The organism is Cupriavidus sp. JZ107 (genome assembly GCF_053903255.1).
In genome coordinates, this window is record NZ_CP096480.1 from 1200492 (window position 1) to 1217684 (window position 17193).

General features: G+C 62.4%; 16 protein-coding genes and 1 pseudogene. 5 read left to right on the forward strand and 12 right to left on the reverse strand.

Annotated features, from left to right (window positions below):
• Positions 1–108 precede the first annotated feature (108 nt).
• From M1D55_RS05090 to M1D55_RS05140, 11 genes and pseudogenes are all read right to left on the reverse strand, one after another.
• Positions 109–1617 carry an FAD-dependent oxidoreductase gene (locus M1D55_RS05090; RefSeq protein WP_456280281.1) on the reverse strand — a complete coding sequence of 503 codons (1509 nt, stop codon included), beginning with the start codon at positions 1615–1617 and terminating at the stop codon, positions 109–111.
• Positions 1618–1666: 49 nt separating this feature from the next.
• Positions 1667–2377 (reverse strand): RNA polymerase sigma factor, encoded by a 711-nt coding sequence (locus tag M1D55_RS05095; RefSeq protein WP_064575186.1) that lies wholly within the window; start codon positions 2375–2377, stop codon positions 1667–1669.
• Positions 2374–2706, reverse strand: coding sequence for a cupredoxin domain-containing protein (locus tag M1D55_RS05100; RefSeq protein ID WP_064575185.1), 333 nt, complete (start codon positions 2704–2706; stop codon positions 2374–2376). The genes M1D55_RS05095 and M1D55_RS05100 overlap by 4 nt, the downstream gene beginning before the upstream one ends.
• A complete protein-coding gene (locus M1D55_RS05105; protein WP_064575183.1) occupies positions 2703–3245 on the reverse strand; it encodes a DUF4142 domain-containing protein in 543 nt (180 codons plus the stop codon). The genes M1D55_RS05100 and M1D55_RS05105 overlap by 4 nt, the downstream gene beginning before the upstream one ends.
• Positions 3246–3478: 233 nt before the next feature.
• Positions 3479–3895 (reverse strand): hypothetical protein, encoded by a 417-nt coding sequence (locus M1D55_RS05110; RefSeq protein WP_456280282.1) that lies wholly within the window; start codon positions 3893–3895, stop codon positions 3479–3481.
• A 428-nt stretch (positions 3896–4323) separates the two neighbouring features.
• Positions 4324–4554 (reverse strand): hypothetical protein, encoded by a 231-nt coding sequence (locus M1D55_RS05115; protein WP_082928483.1) that lies wholly within the window; start codon positions 4552–4554, stop codon positions 4324–4326.
• A 402-nt stretch (positions 4555–4956) separates the two neighbouring features.
• Positions 4957–5454 carry a hypothetical protein gene (locus M1D55_RS05120; protein ID WP_082928441.1) on the reverse strand — a complete coding sequence of 166 codons (498 nt, stop codon included), beginning with the start codon at positions 5452–5454 and terminating at the stop codon, positions 4957–4959.
• Positions 5451–8057, reverse strand: a pseudogene (locus M1D55_RS05125) (DUF637 domain-containing protein); the annotation flags it as partial. The gene M1D55_RS05120 and the pseudogene M1D55_RS05125, both read right to left, overlap by 4 nt.
• A gap of 168 nt (positions 8058–8225) precedes the next feature.
• A complete protein-coding gene (locus tag M1D55_RS05130) occupies positions 8226–8513 on the reverse strand; it encodes a MafI family immunity protein (protein ID WP_156526489.1) in 288 nt (95 codons plus the stop codon).
• Positions 8514–9146: 633 nt separating this feature from the next.
• Positions 9147–9575, reverse strand: a complete 429-nt coding sequence (locus M1D55_RS05135; protein WP_456280283.1) for a hypothetical protein — start codon at positions 9573–9575, stop codon at positions 9147–9149.
• Between the two features lie 221 nt (positions 9576–9796).
• Positions 9797–10720: a LysR substrate-binding domain-containing protein gene (locus M1D55_RS05140; RefSeq protein ID WP_456280284.1), complete on the reverse strand. Its 924-nt coding sequence runs from the start codon at positions 10718–10720 to the stop codon at positions 9797–9799.
• A gap of 135 nt (positions 10721–10855) precedes the next feature.
• Between M1D55_RS05140 and M1D55_RS05145 the strand changes: the two genes are divergently transcribed.
• From M1D55_RS05145 to M1D55_RS05155, 3 genes are all read left to right on the forward strand, one after another.
• On the forward strand, positions 10856–12325 hold the full coding sequence (locus M1D55_RS05145) for an amidase (protein WP_456280285.1): 1470 nt from the start codon (positions 10856–10858) through the stop codon (positions 12323–12325).
• A 75-nt stretch (positions 12326–12400) separates the two neighbouring features.
• On the forward strand, positions 12401–13402 hold the full coding sequence (locus M1D55_RS05150) for a Bug family tripartite tricarboxylate transporter substrate binding protein (RefSeq protein WP_456280286.1): 1002 nt from the start codon (positions 12401–12403) through the stop codon (positions 13400–13402).
• Between the two features lie 223 nt (positions 13403–13625).
• Positions 13626–14090, forward strand: a complete 465-nt coding sequence (locus tag M1D55_RS05155; protein ID WP_456280287.1) for a Rid family hydrolase — start codon at positions 13626–13628, stop codon at positions 14088–14090.
• A gap of 21 nt (positions 14091–14111) precedes the next feature.
• Here the strand turns inward: M1D55_RS05155 and M1D55_RS05160 are convergent, their stop codons facing one another.
• Positions 14112–15350: a LacI family DNA-binding transcriptional regulator gene (locus M1D55_RS05160; protein WP_456280288.1), complete on the reverse strand. Its 1239-nt coding sequence runs from the start codon at positions 15348–15350 to the stop codon at positions 14112–14114.
• Positions 15351–15362: 12 nt separating this feature from the next.
• Between M1D55_RS05160 and M1D55_RS05165 the strand changes: the two genes are divergently transcribed.
• Together M1D55_RS05165 and M1D55_RS05170 are read left to right on the forward strand one after the other, a co-directional pair.
• On the forward strand, positions 15363–16346 hold the full coding sequence (locus tag M1D55_RS05165) for a Bug family tripartite tricarboxylate transporter substrate binding protein (protein WP_456280289.1): 984 nt from the start codon (positions 15363–15365) through the stop codon (positions 16344–16346).
• A 45-nt stretch (positions 16347–16391) separates the two neighbouring features.
• A complete protein-coding gene (locus M1D55_RS05170; RefSeq protein WP_456280290.1) occupies positions 16392–17189 on the forward strand; it encodes an HpcH/HpaI aldolase family protein in 798 nt (265 codons plus the stop codon).
• Positions 17190–17193 lie beyond the last annotated feature (4 nt).

A 17193-nucleotide genomic window follows, 5' to 3' on the forward strand; every position in this document is an offset into this window, starting at 1 on the left:
CGCTGCTGCCGGTTCATCTTAATGGGTGTTCCAGGCCGCGACATGTTGGGGTTTTCCGCCATTTTCCGCAGTGCAGAACGACGGCGATTCAGGCACGGTCGCGTCGGCTCAGGTTCCGCTTTCCTGGTCCGGTACCAGCTTGATGGTCAGCGGTGCCAGCGCCGGTCCGGACAGCACGCTGCCATCGGGCGCGAAACGGCTGCCATGGCATGGACAATCCCAGCTTGCCTCGACCGCGTTCCAATGCACGATGCATTTCATATGCGTGCAGACCGGCGATACCGCGAACAACCGTCCAGCGGGATCGCGATAGGCCGCGACGCGCTCCCCTTCCAGTTCCGCGATCGCGGCGCTTCCCGGTGCGAGGCTCTGCAGCTGCTCGTGCTGTCGTCGCGTCAGATAGTCCTGGATCAGCGCCTTGCCCATGCTGACCATTTCCTCGGCGGTGCCCTTTGCGGACTTCACGGCGGTCAGCCGCGTCGCCTTGTAGAGCTCGCTCCAGCGATTGTCGACCCCGACAATCTGGTCAGCGATGATGGCCGCGGCCAGCGTGCCGTAGGTCAGGCCGTCGGTGGCGAAACCGGTGGACACGTAACTGCCGAACGCGTCCTTGCCGATATAGGGAAGCCCGTCCGGCGACGGGAAATTCTGCGCGGACCAGCGAAAGGCAATTTGCCGAATGCCGAGACGCTGCCTCGCCGAGTCTTCGAGCTTGGTCATGGCCGCCGCCGCGTCATGCTGACCGGTCTTGGCCGTCTGGCCGACGCATACAAGGTAGTTGCCCTGCGTGGTATCAAGACCGCGCACCGACAAGCGCTCGCTGCCTTCGGCGTAGAAAATCCCTGCCGGAAAGGAGTCGCCGTTCAATGGCGCAGCCAATCCATACTCCCGATGCGGCACCATGCCGGCCTGCATCAGATGAAAGCCGCTCGGCGAATGCGTGGCCAGCACGATGTGCTGCGCCTTGACGCTGCCGCGCTCCGTTCGCAGCAGCTGTTGCGAGCGGTCGATTTCGACCACCGGCGAGCGCTCGAAGATGCGGCAGCCATTGTCGACGGCATGCCGGGCCAGCGCTAGCACATAGGCGAGCGGATGAAATTGCGCCTGCTGCTCCAGCACAAGCGCATCGCCGTGGGCGTGCGGCAAGCCCGTAGGCAAGGCGCCCTCCCTCCGAATTGGTAGGCCGGCGGCCAGCGACGCCTCGAACTCGGCCTCGATCCCGTCGCGCGCATCGGCCGATGCCGCATAACGAACCAAAGGGCAACGCCGAAACGCGCAATCGATGCCGAGGCGATGAACGTGCTCCTCGATCCAATCCATCGCCTCTGCGCGCGACTGCGCGACCTGCCGCACGACGTCGTCGCCCCACTTCTGCCGAAGGGCGCGCAAGCCGCTGCTGACCGTCGCATAGAGATTGCCGGTGGAATTGCCGGTATCCCCGACGCCGAGGGCATTCGCTTCGAGCAGCACCACACTGCGGCCCGCCTGCACCAGTCGCCATGCGAGGCTGACGCCGGTAATGCCGCCACCGACGATGGCGATATCGGTCTGGATGTCCTCGACCAGCATCGGAGATCCGGTCGGGTTGGTGGTGCCGCGCCAGAGTGAGGTAGTCATCGTGGGTCTCCTTGCGGCGTTATCGGCGGTGTTGTGGGCCTGGGCTTGTTCAGGCCTTGCCTGCGTTCTCGCGGTCCAGTCGTGCCATCACGCCCTGCACGATCCGATCGCACCGCACGCCACCGAATTCATACAGATCGCGTCCGGCCAGATCGATTTCGCGAGCCAGCGCCTCGCGCAGCACGCTTCGCGCACGAAAATGCCGGCTGCGAACGGTTGCCTCTGGAATATCAAGACACTGCGCGGTTTCCTCCACGCTCATTTCCTCGACTTCCCGCATCACGAATACGAGACGAAACGCCTTGGGTAAGCGGTCCAGCTGACGCTCGATCAGTCCGCGCAACTCGGTACGCGCGAAGGCCCGGTCGGGCGCATCGTCTTCGGGTGCGGGATAGTCGTGCTCCATAGCGTCATCCCCCGATGAAGTCACCATCGGAATCACCTTCTCGCGGCGCGCGTGGCGGCGCAGTCGACCAAGACATTGATTCAGTACCAGCCGCGACAGCCACGTTGCCAGCGCCGCGTCGCCGCGGTATTCGCCGATCGCGCGATAGGCCGATAGATAAGCCTCCTGCAAGGCGTCCTCGGCTTCCGCGTCGTCGCGCAGCGCCGCGCGCGCCAGCCGGTACAGGCGCCTGTTATTCCGCCGAATCAGCAACTCGAACGCCGAACGATCGCCCGCCGCGATACGCCCGGCAAGCTCCTGGTCATCGTGATGCGGATTGCCGGTGGCGAGCGTCGTTGCACTGGAAGGGATCATCGCTTGCGAACCTCAAGCACCGCCTGCATGGTCGGATGGAGCGTGCAGACATAGGGCAGCGATCCTTGGCCCTGCACCACAAGCTCCCATGACGCACCGGGCGCGATATGGCCGGAATCGAAGCCCTTACCGTCCGCCGCGGTCGCGGTATGCGGCACGAGATCCTGATTGACCCAGACGACGCGATCGCCGCGGTGCAGCACCAATGTCGAAGGACGAAATTCCATGCCCTCGATGGTGACAATATAGGTCGCCGCGCCGACTTCCGTGCCGCCAAGGACCGCCGCCAGCACCAGCGATCCCAGGACGGTCCCCCGGCTGCGAATCATGGCTTCTTGTTCTTGGTGACGGTCTTGCTCTTGGGCAGCGAGGCCTGCAACTGCTTCGCATGCTCCAGATGCGCGACAAAGGCCGGCCGCACCTTGACCAGCAGCGCCTTCAATTCGGCGTTGCTCGCGCTCGGCACCAGGGTCTTGTCCAGGGCGTCCAGTACGGCCTGGTGGTAGTCAACCTCCTGATCGACATAGGCCCGGTCGAACGCCTCACCCTTGAGCCCCTTCAGTTTGGCGATGTTTGCTTCCCCTCCCCGCTTCAGGGTCTGCGCGGTCGGGTTGTCTTCAGGCTTGAGATTGAGCTTCTTGGCCAAGTCCATTGCGGACTTGTTGACGCTGGAGTGGTCTGTGACCATCAAGTCAGCGAACTCCTTCACGTCCTTGGACTTCGCCTTCGTTCGCGCCAGTTCGCCGGCGTCGATGTCGACCTGGTTGGCTGTGACGACGATGGCGGCGATTTGAGCATCGTTGGGGGACTGGGCCCAACCTATTGTCGCGGCGCAGCATAGGGATAAGGCGGTCAGGATGTGCTTCATGGCATCGCTCCTCCATTAAACGAACCCGGTGGCCTCGGCGCCGGACGGCGTGGGCAATCGGGTCCTTTCATGGGGATGGATGTCACGAGCGGTGGTGGCGTTCCGGGGAGATTGCAGCGGGGCTAGATCTTCCGCAAAGGCTCACAGAGCCTCGCGATTTGCCTAGTCTGCCGCTCCGACGTGCTTGCGAGCTTCGTTGAAGGTGACCGGCCATGCCGATTACTGCTTATGCATCACGACAGCCGGCTTGCTTCATTTAAGGCTGCACTTTTTGCTAGCACCTCTAGCATGAGGTTCTCTGAAAGAAAAAATATCCTGTAGTCGTTGACCTCCCGAGCATCTCCAAAGTGCTGGCGCCAAACAAGTGCCGCCTCCGAATCCGGGTACTGGACCAGAGCTCCCAGGCTCGAGGGCGTTGGCTTGCTTTCATGATCCAGATCCAACATGTAGGGACCTGGCATCGCTGCTTGGCAAAAGAAACAAGTAGCCTCAAAGATCAACTCCCGGCGATAAACACCACCGTTGTCACCGTCATAGTCAATTGAGACAGTGAGTTCGTGGCCAGTGTTGGAGAGTAAAACGGCATTCTCGCCGTATGCTGGCAGCCACTCATAAAGATCGAAAACTTCGACCCAACGACCCGCCTTCATTGTCTTCTTCCTTTCGGCATATTGGCGCAGTGCCAGAGCCAGTTTTTGTCGCGCCGCTCTTATCTTTCAAGCCCGAACGGCCACGTTCAAGCAACGCCCTCTGGCTGCGCACATCCTACCCGTCGGCAGTACCGAAGATGACATCAAAATCTTGGTTCAGGTAGGCGGAGAACAGATTCCGTACTGTAGGAAATGTTTTGGTCATTATTGACGGTACCTGTGACAATTCCCCTCAGAGTCGAGATCGCGAAGGGCGTCCCAATATCTATAGCTTATGGGCTCAGTGCGGGTGAACAACCCCTGGAGCCGACCGGAAAATGGGAACGTGTATTGCAAGTAGCCTTTCGAGGTTCCAGAACGTCGCTATCTTTAGGCTGTCTGCAAGCTTCGCGTCGAGCACCTAAGAAGCGCTCCATCAAAAAAGGCCATCAATAGTGAGGAGGAGAGGCGTTGCCTTCAGTCATCAATACCCTTTCAACGGCGTCCCGCCAATCTTGCCAAGCGCCAAGATCGGCTGGCCCGCGGCCTTCCGTTATCGTCCAAGCAAGCGAACTCAAAAGGCCGCCAATTTCGTCTGCCCCCGTTCGTTCATATTCTTTCTCCAGAAAGTAAAACATTGCGCGGTACGCCTGTTCTACACTCAATTTCTTTTGGTCCACGCACATTTTCAGCCCTCATCAAGAAGATGCTGCGCCCTCTGTCTTTTCAAAGTTATAACCGACGATCATAGTCCCCACCTTGGGAGCTACGATGCTTTTAATTCATACTCAAGACGGACTAACACCACGCCACTTGCCGAATGTCGCATAAACAAAGTCAAACGCGTCCTCGACAGCACTAAAGACCCCAGCCAATCAGGCTTATCACGCTCAACTTAATAAACTCACCATCCACCAGCTTCAGCCATCACACGTACACAATCGCTTGACCGAATGCCGCCCAACGAATAATTGTTGCATGTGGACACCAATTTCCGCCAGCCCTCTTTCCAATTCTGTTCGTGTCACACCACCCTGTTCCCGCGATACCTCTTATCGAAATATCATTATTTCTTGGATTGTTTATTGCAGCCAAAATGGTGTGCCATCTAGCATGTCGTACTCCACCAAAGGCTTTTTCTTGTCGCGAGCAAATCCCGCTAGATCAGAAATTACGACTCTAACAGGTTGATAGACATTGAAGGCCATCTGGAAGGATTCTGCCGAGGTTCGCGCGCTCCGGAAGTGCTCAAAGTATTTTCCGAACACATCCGCCAACGTCGGTAGAGTCGGGTCCAGCCAAGTTTTATCTTCATTCCCCAGCATTCGCGGGTCCCATTCAACTACCGAACAAGGCACCCCGGCAAATATCGCTCGCGCTTGCTCCATCAGAGCCGACGCTGCATCAAGTTCCTCCAAGCGAAGATAACGGCGGTACAGACGGTCCGTCAGCAGACTCCAATTCTGCTCGGGATGTTGCCGCTCCACGTAGATACTTAGGCACTCAAAAAATAGCACCACATCCGGTACAGGACCAAGCTCGTATATCGTGTGACCACCATGGAACCCAATTTTTCTCATCGCGTTTTGAACTGTATTTCCGTTGGACTAATGACCCCGTTCGACTTCAGCACAATGCTTTGAACGATCAAGTTCTTTTGCGCGTCTGTCACCGCCTGGCCCCGTACATCTATAACAACGTTCTGCTCCATGCCGGCCGGAAGGTTACGAGCGCGCTGGATCGCCTGTTGTGCAACATTGTTGATTAATCCGCTTGAGTTTGTGGCGATATTGTAGTTCTTCACCTCGAAACTAGCCGATCCATCTGCTGCCACGAAGTCAGGCCGCACACTGCCGGCTGTGCCGTACGGGACCTCCTTACCATCCTTATAGCTGATCTGGGCCCTGTGGCCTCCTCCTAAGTCGCTGCCAACGTCCTTTTCAGACTGCGGTGGTGTGGGTCGACTTCCGATGCTTCCTAAGGCACCAATCGCAACGTCCACGGCACCTGACGCATCAACCGGTGAGAGCTGCCCAAAGATTTTCGACCAGATGGACGAACCGGTAGAAGTTTCGGCGGCTTGCTCACTTAGGCGCTGTGCACGCGCGTTCTTCGTGCTGTTCCACCGACTCAGCGCGCTCGCCTGCGCCGATACGTTCTGAGCGGGCAAGCGGTTCAGCAGGTCTTCGCATGATGGAACTCCTTGGCAGAGCGCAAGATTTGCATCGGTGTTGATGGACGGCGCGCGCGCGTCATTGGCAATCGTCGTGCATTTGTCGAGCGTGCAGTTCTGAGCAACCTGCTGTTGCATCGTATCGACGCTTGCATAGTATGAAGTCCATTTCGCCACGCATTGGGTGTCCCGCGTCGCGCACGATTTAAGCGAATCAATCAACCCCTTTTCCTGCTTCGCGCTCAGGTAGTTGTTCAGCGCTTCGTTCTGTGCCGCTTCCGCTGCTGCCAGCTCGTCTACCCCAAAGGCTCCCGCCACGCCACTTCCCGCGAGCATCGCAAGTGCGGCCACTATCGCCCGGTTGGCCGGGTCTGCCCGATCGCCGTTCGTTTCGATATTGAGGGCTTCGCCCACAAGCGGTGCAACGATTGCGGAAGTGGCTCCGCCGATTGCACCACCTGCGCAGTCCCTGCCCGTGGCACTCGCAGCAGCGCACCCCAACGCCCCGTGAGCCAGCGCGTTGGCGAGTATCGTGCCGGCGTCAGCCCCGGGCGTCCCAATGCCAGGGAGGTTTAAGCCGATTCCGTTGGCACCGAGCGCAGCCCCTTGGCTCACAAGGTTGCCAATCAGCGCACTACCAAAACTCCCACCGTAGATTGCCGTATTGACCCCGGCACTAACCAACCCAGTGCCAATCACGCCTACGGCCTGCTGCCAAAGAAGATTGCTGCCTCCGTCCTTGATTGCCTGCGTGACGCCTGACACGCTGGTCGTACCAGCGAGGTTCGCAAGGGTGTTGGTTCCCTTCAGCGACTGCCCCCATTCGCTAAACCCGAAGCTGGACCCATCAAAAGTGATTCCGTGCGTCAATCCAGCGGTAGCTGCGCCAACGGCGCCCGCCATCACCAGCTTGCCGAAGTTCAACCCTTGTCCAGACGCAACTTGGCTGACAGCACTGCTCGCGATGCTGGATAGCGCCGCGGTCATCATCGCTTGGCCAAGCGTCATATTGGCCAATGCAACGCCCATCGCCCCTGCTGCTGCGCCGGCTGTCAGCACCGATGCAGCGACTGCCAGCGCCATCACGACAAAAGTCGGCAGCCCCTTCTTCTCCTTGACGAAATCCTGATGGATATCGTCCTTCACCGTGCTGCTGGTGTAATCGAGGCCGAGATTGGCCTTCAGTTGCGCGACCAGCGCATCCGACGCCTCGCGGTCGATGCTGCCGTCGGCCTTGCGGATCTGGAAGGCGTCGTTGACGGCATTGATGCGCTCGGCATTGATGTCCATCTGTGCCGCGGCCATGAAACCGCCGGGCTGCACCTGCGTGCCACTCGTCTTCAGATAGCCGCCGGATACCTTGCTCCAGATGGCACCAATGTCAACCACATTGGCCTGGTTGCTCAGCGATTGCGTGTCAACCGACAGATTGCCGGTGGCGCTGATCGTGCCGGTATTCAGGATGCTTCCATTCCCATCCTGATTGAAATTGAGCGTGACGTTATGCCCGCTGATATTTCCGCCCGCCGACATCGCTTGCATATCGGCCGGCAGATAGATCTGCGGCATCAGCGCGGTGATGGTCGGGCAGGTCGCGGTGCCGGTCGCCGTGCAACTGGGGTCGGGAACCGTCTGTTCCACGTACCAGAGCATCGGCTTGTCGAGCTCGTTGACCTGGGCCTGCGTCAATGCCTCGCCGAGCTGGACGCCGTTTGCCTGCGCGTATTCCAGTGCGTTCTGGTACAGGATCGCCTTTTCGACCTGCGCGGCCGACAGGTTTTGCTTGCTGTCCGGTGTTAGGCCGTCGATGAAGCTGGCTTTGCCGGTCTGCTTAAGCGCGGCCTGCTGCAGCAGCAGGTTCTCTTCCTCCGGGTTGTAGTAGAACAGCGTCGATCCCGGTTGCAGCGTCTCCGGCAGGTTGTCGAGCAAAATCTGTGGGCCGAAGCCGGCCGACAGCGCGGGGCTCAGTTGACCATCGATATAGGTGGCCTTGCCGGGCACGGGCGTCGGGTCGTGCCGGGGTCGTAGCAACCGGCCCCATGACCATTTTTCTCACCGCCCTGTTCGCAGGTTCCGCCCGATCCCCGTTCGTTTCGATATTGAGGCCTTCCCTTCAAGCGGTGCAACAATGGAAGAAGTGGCCCCGCCGATTGCACCTTCCCCCACAATCGCCGCTGGTCAGGCCCCTGGTAGCCCCGAGTGGTTACCCCATCTGGAAACTGCTCCGTCTAGGTCAGTCATAGGCATACCCATCAAATCAGCAGCCGCCCGCAAACGAGCCCGGATAGCAGGAGAAAACTGGATCTGGTATTCAATCAACTGTGCACATAAGGTCTCTAGTGCAATACCCGGCTCGCCATGGTCCAGCAGTTCCCTAACATTTTTTACGGTGTCGTCAGGGAAGGCGCAGCCCAGCTCCTCCAGTACTGCGGCAATGATGGCTTCCACATTCATAAATTTGCTCATTTCCGCCTCATTGTTTCGGATATATAGTAATGATGCCTTCACCACGAGGCTCTACAATGACGCGAATCTGCCCCGTCCCGCACGCCTTCCACAGCCCAGCGTACAGGCGCACCTTTTGAGGTGTATTCAGCCCCACCTTACCGATGAGCTGTGTCCATGCCTAGCGAAATTTTCAGAAGCACGGTGCATTCCTCCACCTGACGTATCCTGGTTCCGGCAGTCCATTTTGGAAGGCAACAAATATCCCAGCGACCTGATCAGCTTTGAACCACTCGTCGGAGCGCATTTCAATCTGGCCAGCGCGGGAGGCGAATATTGTGCCGTCTGGTTAGGCTGCGTTCGGACTACCATGATGCGCTCGGAAACGCGCAGGCCTTGCACCGATACCAACGCTCTTCCACCGCGAATATCAGGTCGCTACTCGGCTCCCTTACTGGAAGCTGCTCAACCAACCCGGCATCTAGTTGCGCTTCAATCCAGGCGCAGAAGCGTGTGTATTCGCCGGGTGACTTGAATCCATGGATCGCTTGCCAGTTACACGATCTCATGACGCGGACAGCCAACTTGTTCCAGTGGATGAAGATTCAAGCTGTCGCGAGGAAACGCCTATTTTCCTCAATCGAGATATCATTTCTATTTTTCTAATGTATTTCCGCTATCGTCCTGAAAATCGTAAAAGCTACTGAATGGATCGTCGGGCCACTCATCGTCTGTTAAGGAGCACGCTTCCAATTGAGAAATCCTCCCATCATCCCCTAGCCAGACGATAAAACTGACCAGGCCCTCTACCGGCTCGCGCCGCCTCGCGTTGATGGCGGGCGGATACTGCGTTACGGGAAGACCGTTACCCTGGCAGGGAACGCTAACCGGGTTCGCTTCTTCTGCACAGATGAAGTCGGTCATAAAGCCACGGCCTGTCGTGCGGCGTACGGACACAGTGAGATGCGGCATCTGAGCTCGCATGCCTGCGATCCAGTCCGCTTCGCCTTGCAAGGCGAGTCTCATCACTTTCAGTTCGAACGGGTCAGGCGCGCCCTTCATGTCGCTCTCCATTTCGAACATGCGCACTCCAAACGCTGTACATTGGGAACACATCGCCGAGATTTGCCATCTTCCTTTCAATCCCGAAGCCCCACCCTCGCTCTGCCCGCAACAAAGGACCGTCAATGCCCGTATGCTGTACCTGGTTTCCACGGCGGCATGGCGGTGTTTACGGTGGGTACGGCTAGAGTCTGGACCCTACTGAAGGCGGGACTCCTCCTTCAACACACTCGAGGAACACATCACCCCACCGCCCCCGCCTCCGCCCCCAACCTCTCCCGCACAAACCCGAGAAACGCCCTCACCCCCTCCGGCAACGTCCGCCCCGCCAAAGTCTGCAGTTCGATCGAACGCCCCTTCATCCCCCGCTCCCGTATCACGGAAGCGTGCAGTTCCCCGCGGCGCAACCGGTCTCCCACCGTCACCGCACCGGAAATCGACAACCCGCCGCCATGCAGCACAAAGCTAGTCAGCGTCTCGAAATGATTGGTGACCAGCACCGGCTCGAACACGATGCCGCGTTCGCCGGCGGCGATATCGAATAGCTGGCGCACCGTGTTGTCGGCCTCGGGCAATGCCAGCGGATACGGCTGCATCTGGGCCAGCGTCACGCTGCGAAAGCGCGCGAGCGGGTGGTCGGGGCGCATGATGGCGATTACCGGCGCCGGCTGCCGATGCTCGACGCGGATGCCCTGCTCGCCGGCGCGGCTATAGGTGATGCCGATGTCGGCGTCGCCATGCAGCACGATGCCGGTGACTTCAGCGGGCGGTGCCACGCGTACATGGAAGTGCAGTCCCGGATAGCGCGCGCGGAATTCGGCGATGCATCGCGGCAGGAAGTCGATGGCGAAGCCGGCCGAGCTGGCAATGCGCACACGTCCGCGCCGCAGGCCCTGCAGCGCGGCGATTTCCGAGACGACGCGGTCGGCTTCCAGAGCGCCGCGCAATGCGTAGGCGGCCAATAATTCCCCAGCCGCACTGGCCACCATGCCGCGCGGGCGGCGATCGAATAGCGGCACGCCGAGCAGCGCCTCGAGCGAGGCGACCTGGCGGCTGACCGCCGACGCGGTGACGTTGAGCCGCTGGGCGGCTTCGGTCAGCGAGCCGCTGCGGACGACTTCGAGGAAATAGCGCAGCGAGGTGTCCTGCAGGCGGTGCGACAGCATCGGTTCGGCTCTCCAGGGCAAGGCGCCCAATCCGGTTTGCGTTTTACGCAAGGATATTTGAAATAATCGTCGATTGTGCGAAATCCCAACCGGCCCGTATGCTTTGCCGCATCAACGAAGGAGACAACCCAGACCATGTCGCCCGACCAAGCCCCTTCCAGCCAACCGGCCAATCCGATCGTCGAACTCGACGCCGTCGCACTGTCCCGAGCCATCCACGCGCGCGAGGTCTCGTGCGTCGAGGTGCTCGACGCCTATTTCGACCAGATCGATCGCCACAACCCGCGCGTCAACGCCATCGTTGCCCCGATGGACCGAGAGACGCTGCGCGCCCAGGCGGCCGAGCGCGATGCCGAGCTCGCCCGCGGACAAAGCCGCGGACCGCTGCATGGCTTTCCGCAGGCGCCCAAGGACATCAGCCCGGCCGCGGGCATGGTGACCACCAAGGGCTCGCCGATCTTCGCCGGTCAGGTCACGCAGACCGATGCCGCGATCTTCGCGCGCATGCGCGCGGCCGGCGCGCTGTTCGTCGGACGCACCAATTCGCCCGAATTCGGGCTGGGCGGTCATACCTACAACCCGGTCTACGGCACTACGCGCAATGCATTCGATCCGTCGCGCTCCGCGGGCGGCAGCAGCGGCGGCGCGGCGGTCGCCGTTGCGCTGCGCATGCTGCCGGTGGCAGACGGCTCGGACATGATGGGGTCGCTGCGCACGCCGGCAGCGTTCAATCATGTCTATGGGTTGCGCACGTCGTTCGGCCTGGTGCCGCACGGCCCGACCGACGAGGTCTTCTTCCAGCAATTCAGCGTGGCCGGTCCGATGGCACGCAACGTGCCGGACCTGGCCCTGTTGCTGTCGGTGCAGGCGGGTTTCGATGCGCGCCTGCCGCTGACGCGCCGCTGCGAGCCGCCGGGCAGTTTTGTGTTGCCGCCGGAGCGCGACTGGAGCGGCGTGCGCATCGGCTGGCTGGGCAATATGAACGGCCAACTACCGACCGATCCGGGGTTGCTCGATACCTGCGCCCGCGCGCTGGACAATTTCCGGACGCTGGGCTGCACGGTCGATCCCGCTCTGCCGGCATTCGATCTGGAAACGCTGTGGCATGCCTGGATTGATCTGCGCAGCTTCTCGGTGGCCGGCGCCAATGCCGCGCTGTGGCACGACCCTGCCAAGCGCGCGATGCTCAAGCCCGAGGCCGCGTGGGAAATCGAACGGGGCATGGCGCTGCCGAGCCCGCGCGTCTACGAAGCGATGTGCGTGCGCAGCGCCTGGTATCAGACGTTGGTCCAGCTGTTCGAGCGTTACGACTATCTGGTGCTGCCCGCCGCGCAGGTATTTCCGTTCGACGCCGAATGGGACTGGCCGCACGCGATCGACGGCCGCGACATGGACACCTATCACCGCTGGATGCAGACCGTGGTGCCGGCGACGATGGCCGGTCTGCCGGCGCTGGCCGCACCGGCCGGCTTCGGACCGAACGGTCTGCCCGCCGGCATCCAGATCATCGGCCCCGCGCAGACCGATGCCGCCGTGCTGCAGCTCGGCCATGCCTACGACCAGGCGGGCGGTTTCTCGCGGGTGCGCAGTCCCTGGCTGGGTTGAGCCCCGCCACATCCGGCGATCCCACAGCCGCCCGACCGAATTCGAACTTCACCACTGCTGGCAGGAGTGCCCTTGATGACCGCAATGCCCCCGAAGCTGCCCCCCAAGCGATTCTTCCTCGCATGCACCGGCCTGATCGCCGTCCTGGCGACCACCATGGCGCCAGCCACGGCGCAGACATATCCGGAGCGCCCAATCCGTCTGGTGGTGCCGTTTGCCGCCGGCGGCGCGACCGATGTGCTCGGGCGTCTGCTGGCGGTGGGCCTCGGCGAGAAGCTCGGCCAAACCGTGGTGGTCGAAAACAAGCCCGGCGCCAGCACCGTGATCGGCGCCACGCAAGTCGCCAAGGCCGCGCCCGATGGCTACACCCTGCTGCTCGCCGCAAGCACCACGCTGACGCTGAACCCGGCGATCCGGCCCAACCTCGCCTATGACCCGATCAAGAGCTTCACGCCGCTGGGCCTGGTCGCCGATATGAACCTGGTGCTGGTCGCCAACCCCGACACGTCGCTGCATTCGCTGAAGGATCTGGTGACGCAGGCAAAGGCCGACCCGGACAAGTTCTCCTACGGCTCGTTCGGCACCGGTTCGTCGGTGCATTTCGGCGGCGAGATGCTGAAGGCGGCCGCCGGCATCCGCATGGTGCACGTGCCCTTCAACGGCAGCGCGCCCAATCTGACGGCGCTGGCCGGGGGCCAGGTCCAGGTAGCGGTCGACACCGTCGTGGCTGGCCTGCCGCTGATCAAGGCCGGCAGGATCCGTCCGCTGGCGGTGCTGTCGCCGCAGCGCCTGCCGGCATTGCCGCAGGTGCCGACAGTCGCCGAGAGCGGCTATCCGGGCTTCCAGATGGGCACGTGGTTCGCGCTGATCGCACCGGCGGGGCTGCCGACACCGGTCCAGCAGAAGCTGGAGAAGGCGCTGGCCGACGTCGTCAATGCGCCGGCCACGCGCGCTCGTCTCGTCGAACTGGCGCTGACGCCGGCCTATGGCAATGCCGCCGCGGTCAAGGCGCGGGTCGAAAAGGAGCTGCCGGAAATGCGTGCCGTCGCGGCGCGGGCGAATATCCGCGCGGAGTGAGGAGTCGCCGTGACTGGCCGTGCGGGCCAACGCGCGGAGCAATTGCACCACGACGTGCCCGCATTATTTGACTGATCGGTACAAAACAAATTATCCTCGCCGGACCGCGCTCGCGCATCCGAGCGCCGTTCCCTTGAAGCAACACAGTAACGGGCCCACTCGCCCGTTGTTTTTTACTGATTTTTGTACCGATCGATAAAGTCAAAATCAAGAAGCCAGCTACATGACCCAGTCCATCCCCACCCAAGTTCGACAGATTCCGACCCGCAACGGCATGGCTGTCATCCCGGCCGAGCTCGAGGCCGATGTCGCGCAGTTCCACTATGCCCCTGCCCGGCGCGTCGGCGACTTCGTTTGTCTCTCAGGCGTGGTCGCGTGCAACCGGCACGCCGAGCCGATGAACGAGGCCGCGTTCTGCGACGAATTGCGTGCGGTTTTCCGGCAGATCGAGCGCTTGCTGCTGGCTTGCGGCGCGCAACTGGACGATGTCGTCGAGCTGCAGATGTTCCATGTCTTCGGCAGCGAACGCCTGGCGCTGGATAAAGCCGGACAGCTGGCCGCGATCGGCCGCGTTCGGGACGAGTTCTTTGCCGCGCCGTATCCGGCCGCGGTGGAACTGGGCGTCGCGGATCTGAACCCCGATGGCGGACTGGTGGAAATCAAGGCGACGGCGTTTGCGCCGCGGTAGCTCTGTCCAAAGGCGGCCGCGCTAACGCACTACGCGGCTGCTTTCCCTGACCACGAGTTCGCAGGCGATCTCGTGCACCTGCGGGCCGGCCGCCGCAGCGCCGTCATGCAGCGACGCCACGACGATATCCACGGCGCGGCTGCCGATCGCATAGGGATTGGGACGCACCGTGGTCAGCGAAGGCGTGGTCACGGCGGCCAGCGGCGTATCGCCAAATCCCGCCACGGCCAGCTCGCGCGGAATGGCGAGGCCATGTGCCCGTGCGCACAGGATCGCGGCGATCGCCATATTGTCGTTGGCAAAGATCACCGCCTGCGGCCGTTCACCGGAATGCAAGGCCGAGAGTGCGGCCATCGCTTCGCGCGCCGCCTCGACGTCGTCGCTCGCTCGCGCACGCCAGACATCGGGCACGAGCCCCGCGTCGCGCATCGCCTGCGCGTAGCCCTCGCTGCGCCGCGTGGCACGGCCGTCTTCGACGACGCCGTTGAGCACGAAGCGGATGCGTGCCGCTCCCTGACCGATGAAGTGTTCGGCCAGCATCCGTCCGACTAGCCGCTGCGAGAACCCTACCTGGTGAAACGGCCGGCCGGCATGCACTTCCCATGCCTCGACGATCGGCACCTTCAGCTTGGCCAGCAGCGCATCGGACTCGGGCGAATGATCGCTGCGCGTCAGGATCAGCGCGCGTGGATGCCATCCCGCAAACGTCCGCAGCGCCCGCGCCTCGGAATCGCGCGAGAAATTGCTGTTCGCCAGCAGCAACTGCAGATCGTTGCGCTCGGCGACGTCCATCATGCCGCGCACCATGTCCGCAAACGTGGGACTGGTGACGTTCTGCATCACGGCACCGACCACTCCGCCCTGGTTGGTTGCAAGAATCCGCGCCACCTGGTTCGGCACGTAGCCCGTTTGCTCGATGACCTGTGCCAGCCTGGCGCGCAGTGCCTCGGAGACCTTTTGCGGTTCGTTGAAGTAGCGCGACACCGTGACCGACGACACACCCGCCAGCCGGGCAACGTCATGGACCGTATAGGTGCCCGACCTCGGCCGCGAAGCGCGCGACCGCGTGGAGGCGGATTTGGCGGGAGGAACGGAGCCAGGATCGGTGGGCATGCTGCCGGCGGGGTCGGTTGACGGGTTGACGATTGAGCGCAGCGGATTATACACTCCGCCAATGTTACCGGTTTCATTGGAACGCTCACGCCAAAATGTAACCGGTAACATCGACGATCGAGGCGAGCCTGACATCGCCTTTTCCATGGAGACACCCTGATGCATTCCGTCCGTCGCGCGGCCCAGATGCTGCCCCTGTTGGCCGTCCCCTTCCTCGCCGCGGCGGCACCCGCGGCCCTTGCCGCCTGGCCCGAGCGCCCTGTCGTAATGGTCGTGCCGCAGCCGCCCGGCGGCGCCGCCGATGCCTTTGCCCGCCCGTTCGCGCAGGCGCTGTCCCAGCGTTTGGGCCAGCCGGTCGTCATCGAGAATCGCGCGGGCGCCAACGGCAACATCGCCGCGGCCTACGTTGCCAAGCAGCCAGCCGACGGCTACACGATCTTCTTCGGCTCGGTCAGCACGCTTGCGGTCAACCCGCATCTGTACAAGTCGCCAGGCTTCGATCCGTTCAAGGACTTCCAGCCGATCACGCTGACCAATCAGACCCCGAACGTGCTGGTGGTCAACGCCGCGGCGCGGTATCGCACCGTGGCCGACGTGGTCTCCGCCGCCAAGGCCGCCCCGGGCTCGCTGAACTTCGGCTCGGCGGGCAATGGCAACACGATGCACTTGACCGGCGTGCTGTTCCAGCAGAAGACGGGCACCACGCTGACCCACGTGCCCTACAAGGGCGGCCCCGCCGCGCTGACCGACGTGCTGGGCGGGCAGATTCCGATGATGTTCCACAACCTGAACGCGGTGCTGGCCTACGAGAAGTCCGGCAAGGTCCGCATCCTGTCGGTGGCCGACAACAAGCGCGCCCCGCTGCTGCCCAATGTGCCGACCATGAAGGAAGCCGGTGCGCCTGGCGTGGTGCAGGTGCCGTGGAGCGGCATGCTGGTGCGCGCCGGTACGCCGCAACCGATCGTCGAGCGGCTGAGCAAGGAGATGGTGGAGATCCTGAAGAGCCCGGCCTTCCGCGCCCCGCAGGAGGCCCAGGGCACCGAGGTCCTGTCTTCCACGCCGGCCGAGTTTGCCGAACGCATCAAGTCGGACTACACCTCGATGGGGGCGCTGATCAAGGCCGCCAACGTCAAGATCGACTGACCCGACCGACCCGACTGACTGATTCTCCTCCACTCCGGAGCACACGTGCCCTCACGCAACCACTTCAAGCAGGCGCTGCTCGAGCAGCGCCCCCAGATCGGCCTCTGGTCCACGCTGCCGTTCCCCTATGTGTCCGAGCTGATCGCCGGCTCCGGCTTCGATTGGCTGATGCTCGACACCGAGCACACCGCCAGCGATCCTGTGCTGATGCAGCAGCAACTGCAGGCGGTCGACGCGGGCCGCACCGGCACCACCTCGGCGGTGGTGCGCCCCGCCTGGAACGACATGGTGCTGGTCAAGCGCTATCTCGACATCGGCGCACAGTCGCTGCTGTTCCCGTTCGTGCAGACGCCCGAAGAAGCCGCCGCCGCGGTCGCCGCCACGCGCTATCCGCCGCGCGGCTTGCGCGGCATGGGCGGCACCATGCGCGCCTCGCGCTTCGGCCGCGATGCCGACTATGTGCGTGATGCCGATGCGCAGATCTGCGTGCTGGTCCAGATCGAGACCGAGGAAGCGCTGGAACGGCTCGAAGCGATCGCCGCGGTGGACGGCGTCGACGGCATCTTCATCGGGCCGGCCGACCTGTCGGCCAGCATGGGCGTGCCGGGCGAGCTGAACCACCCGCGCGTGCGCGCGGCCATCGACGGGGCGATCCGCCGCATCCGCGCCTGTGGCAAGGCCCCGGGCATCCTGATGCTCGACGAGAAGCGTGCGCAGGAATGCCTCGATCTTGGTGCGCTGTTCGTCGCGGTCGGCACCGACCAGGTGCTGCTGCGCAAGAGCGCCGACGATCTGGCCACGCGTTTCGGCCGCGGCCCCGGCGCGGCACACTCGGCGTACTGAACGA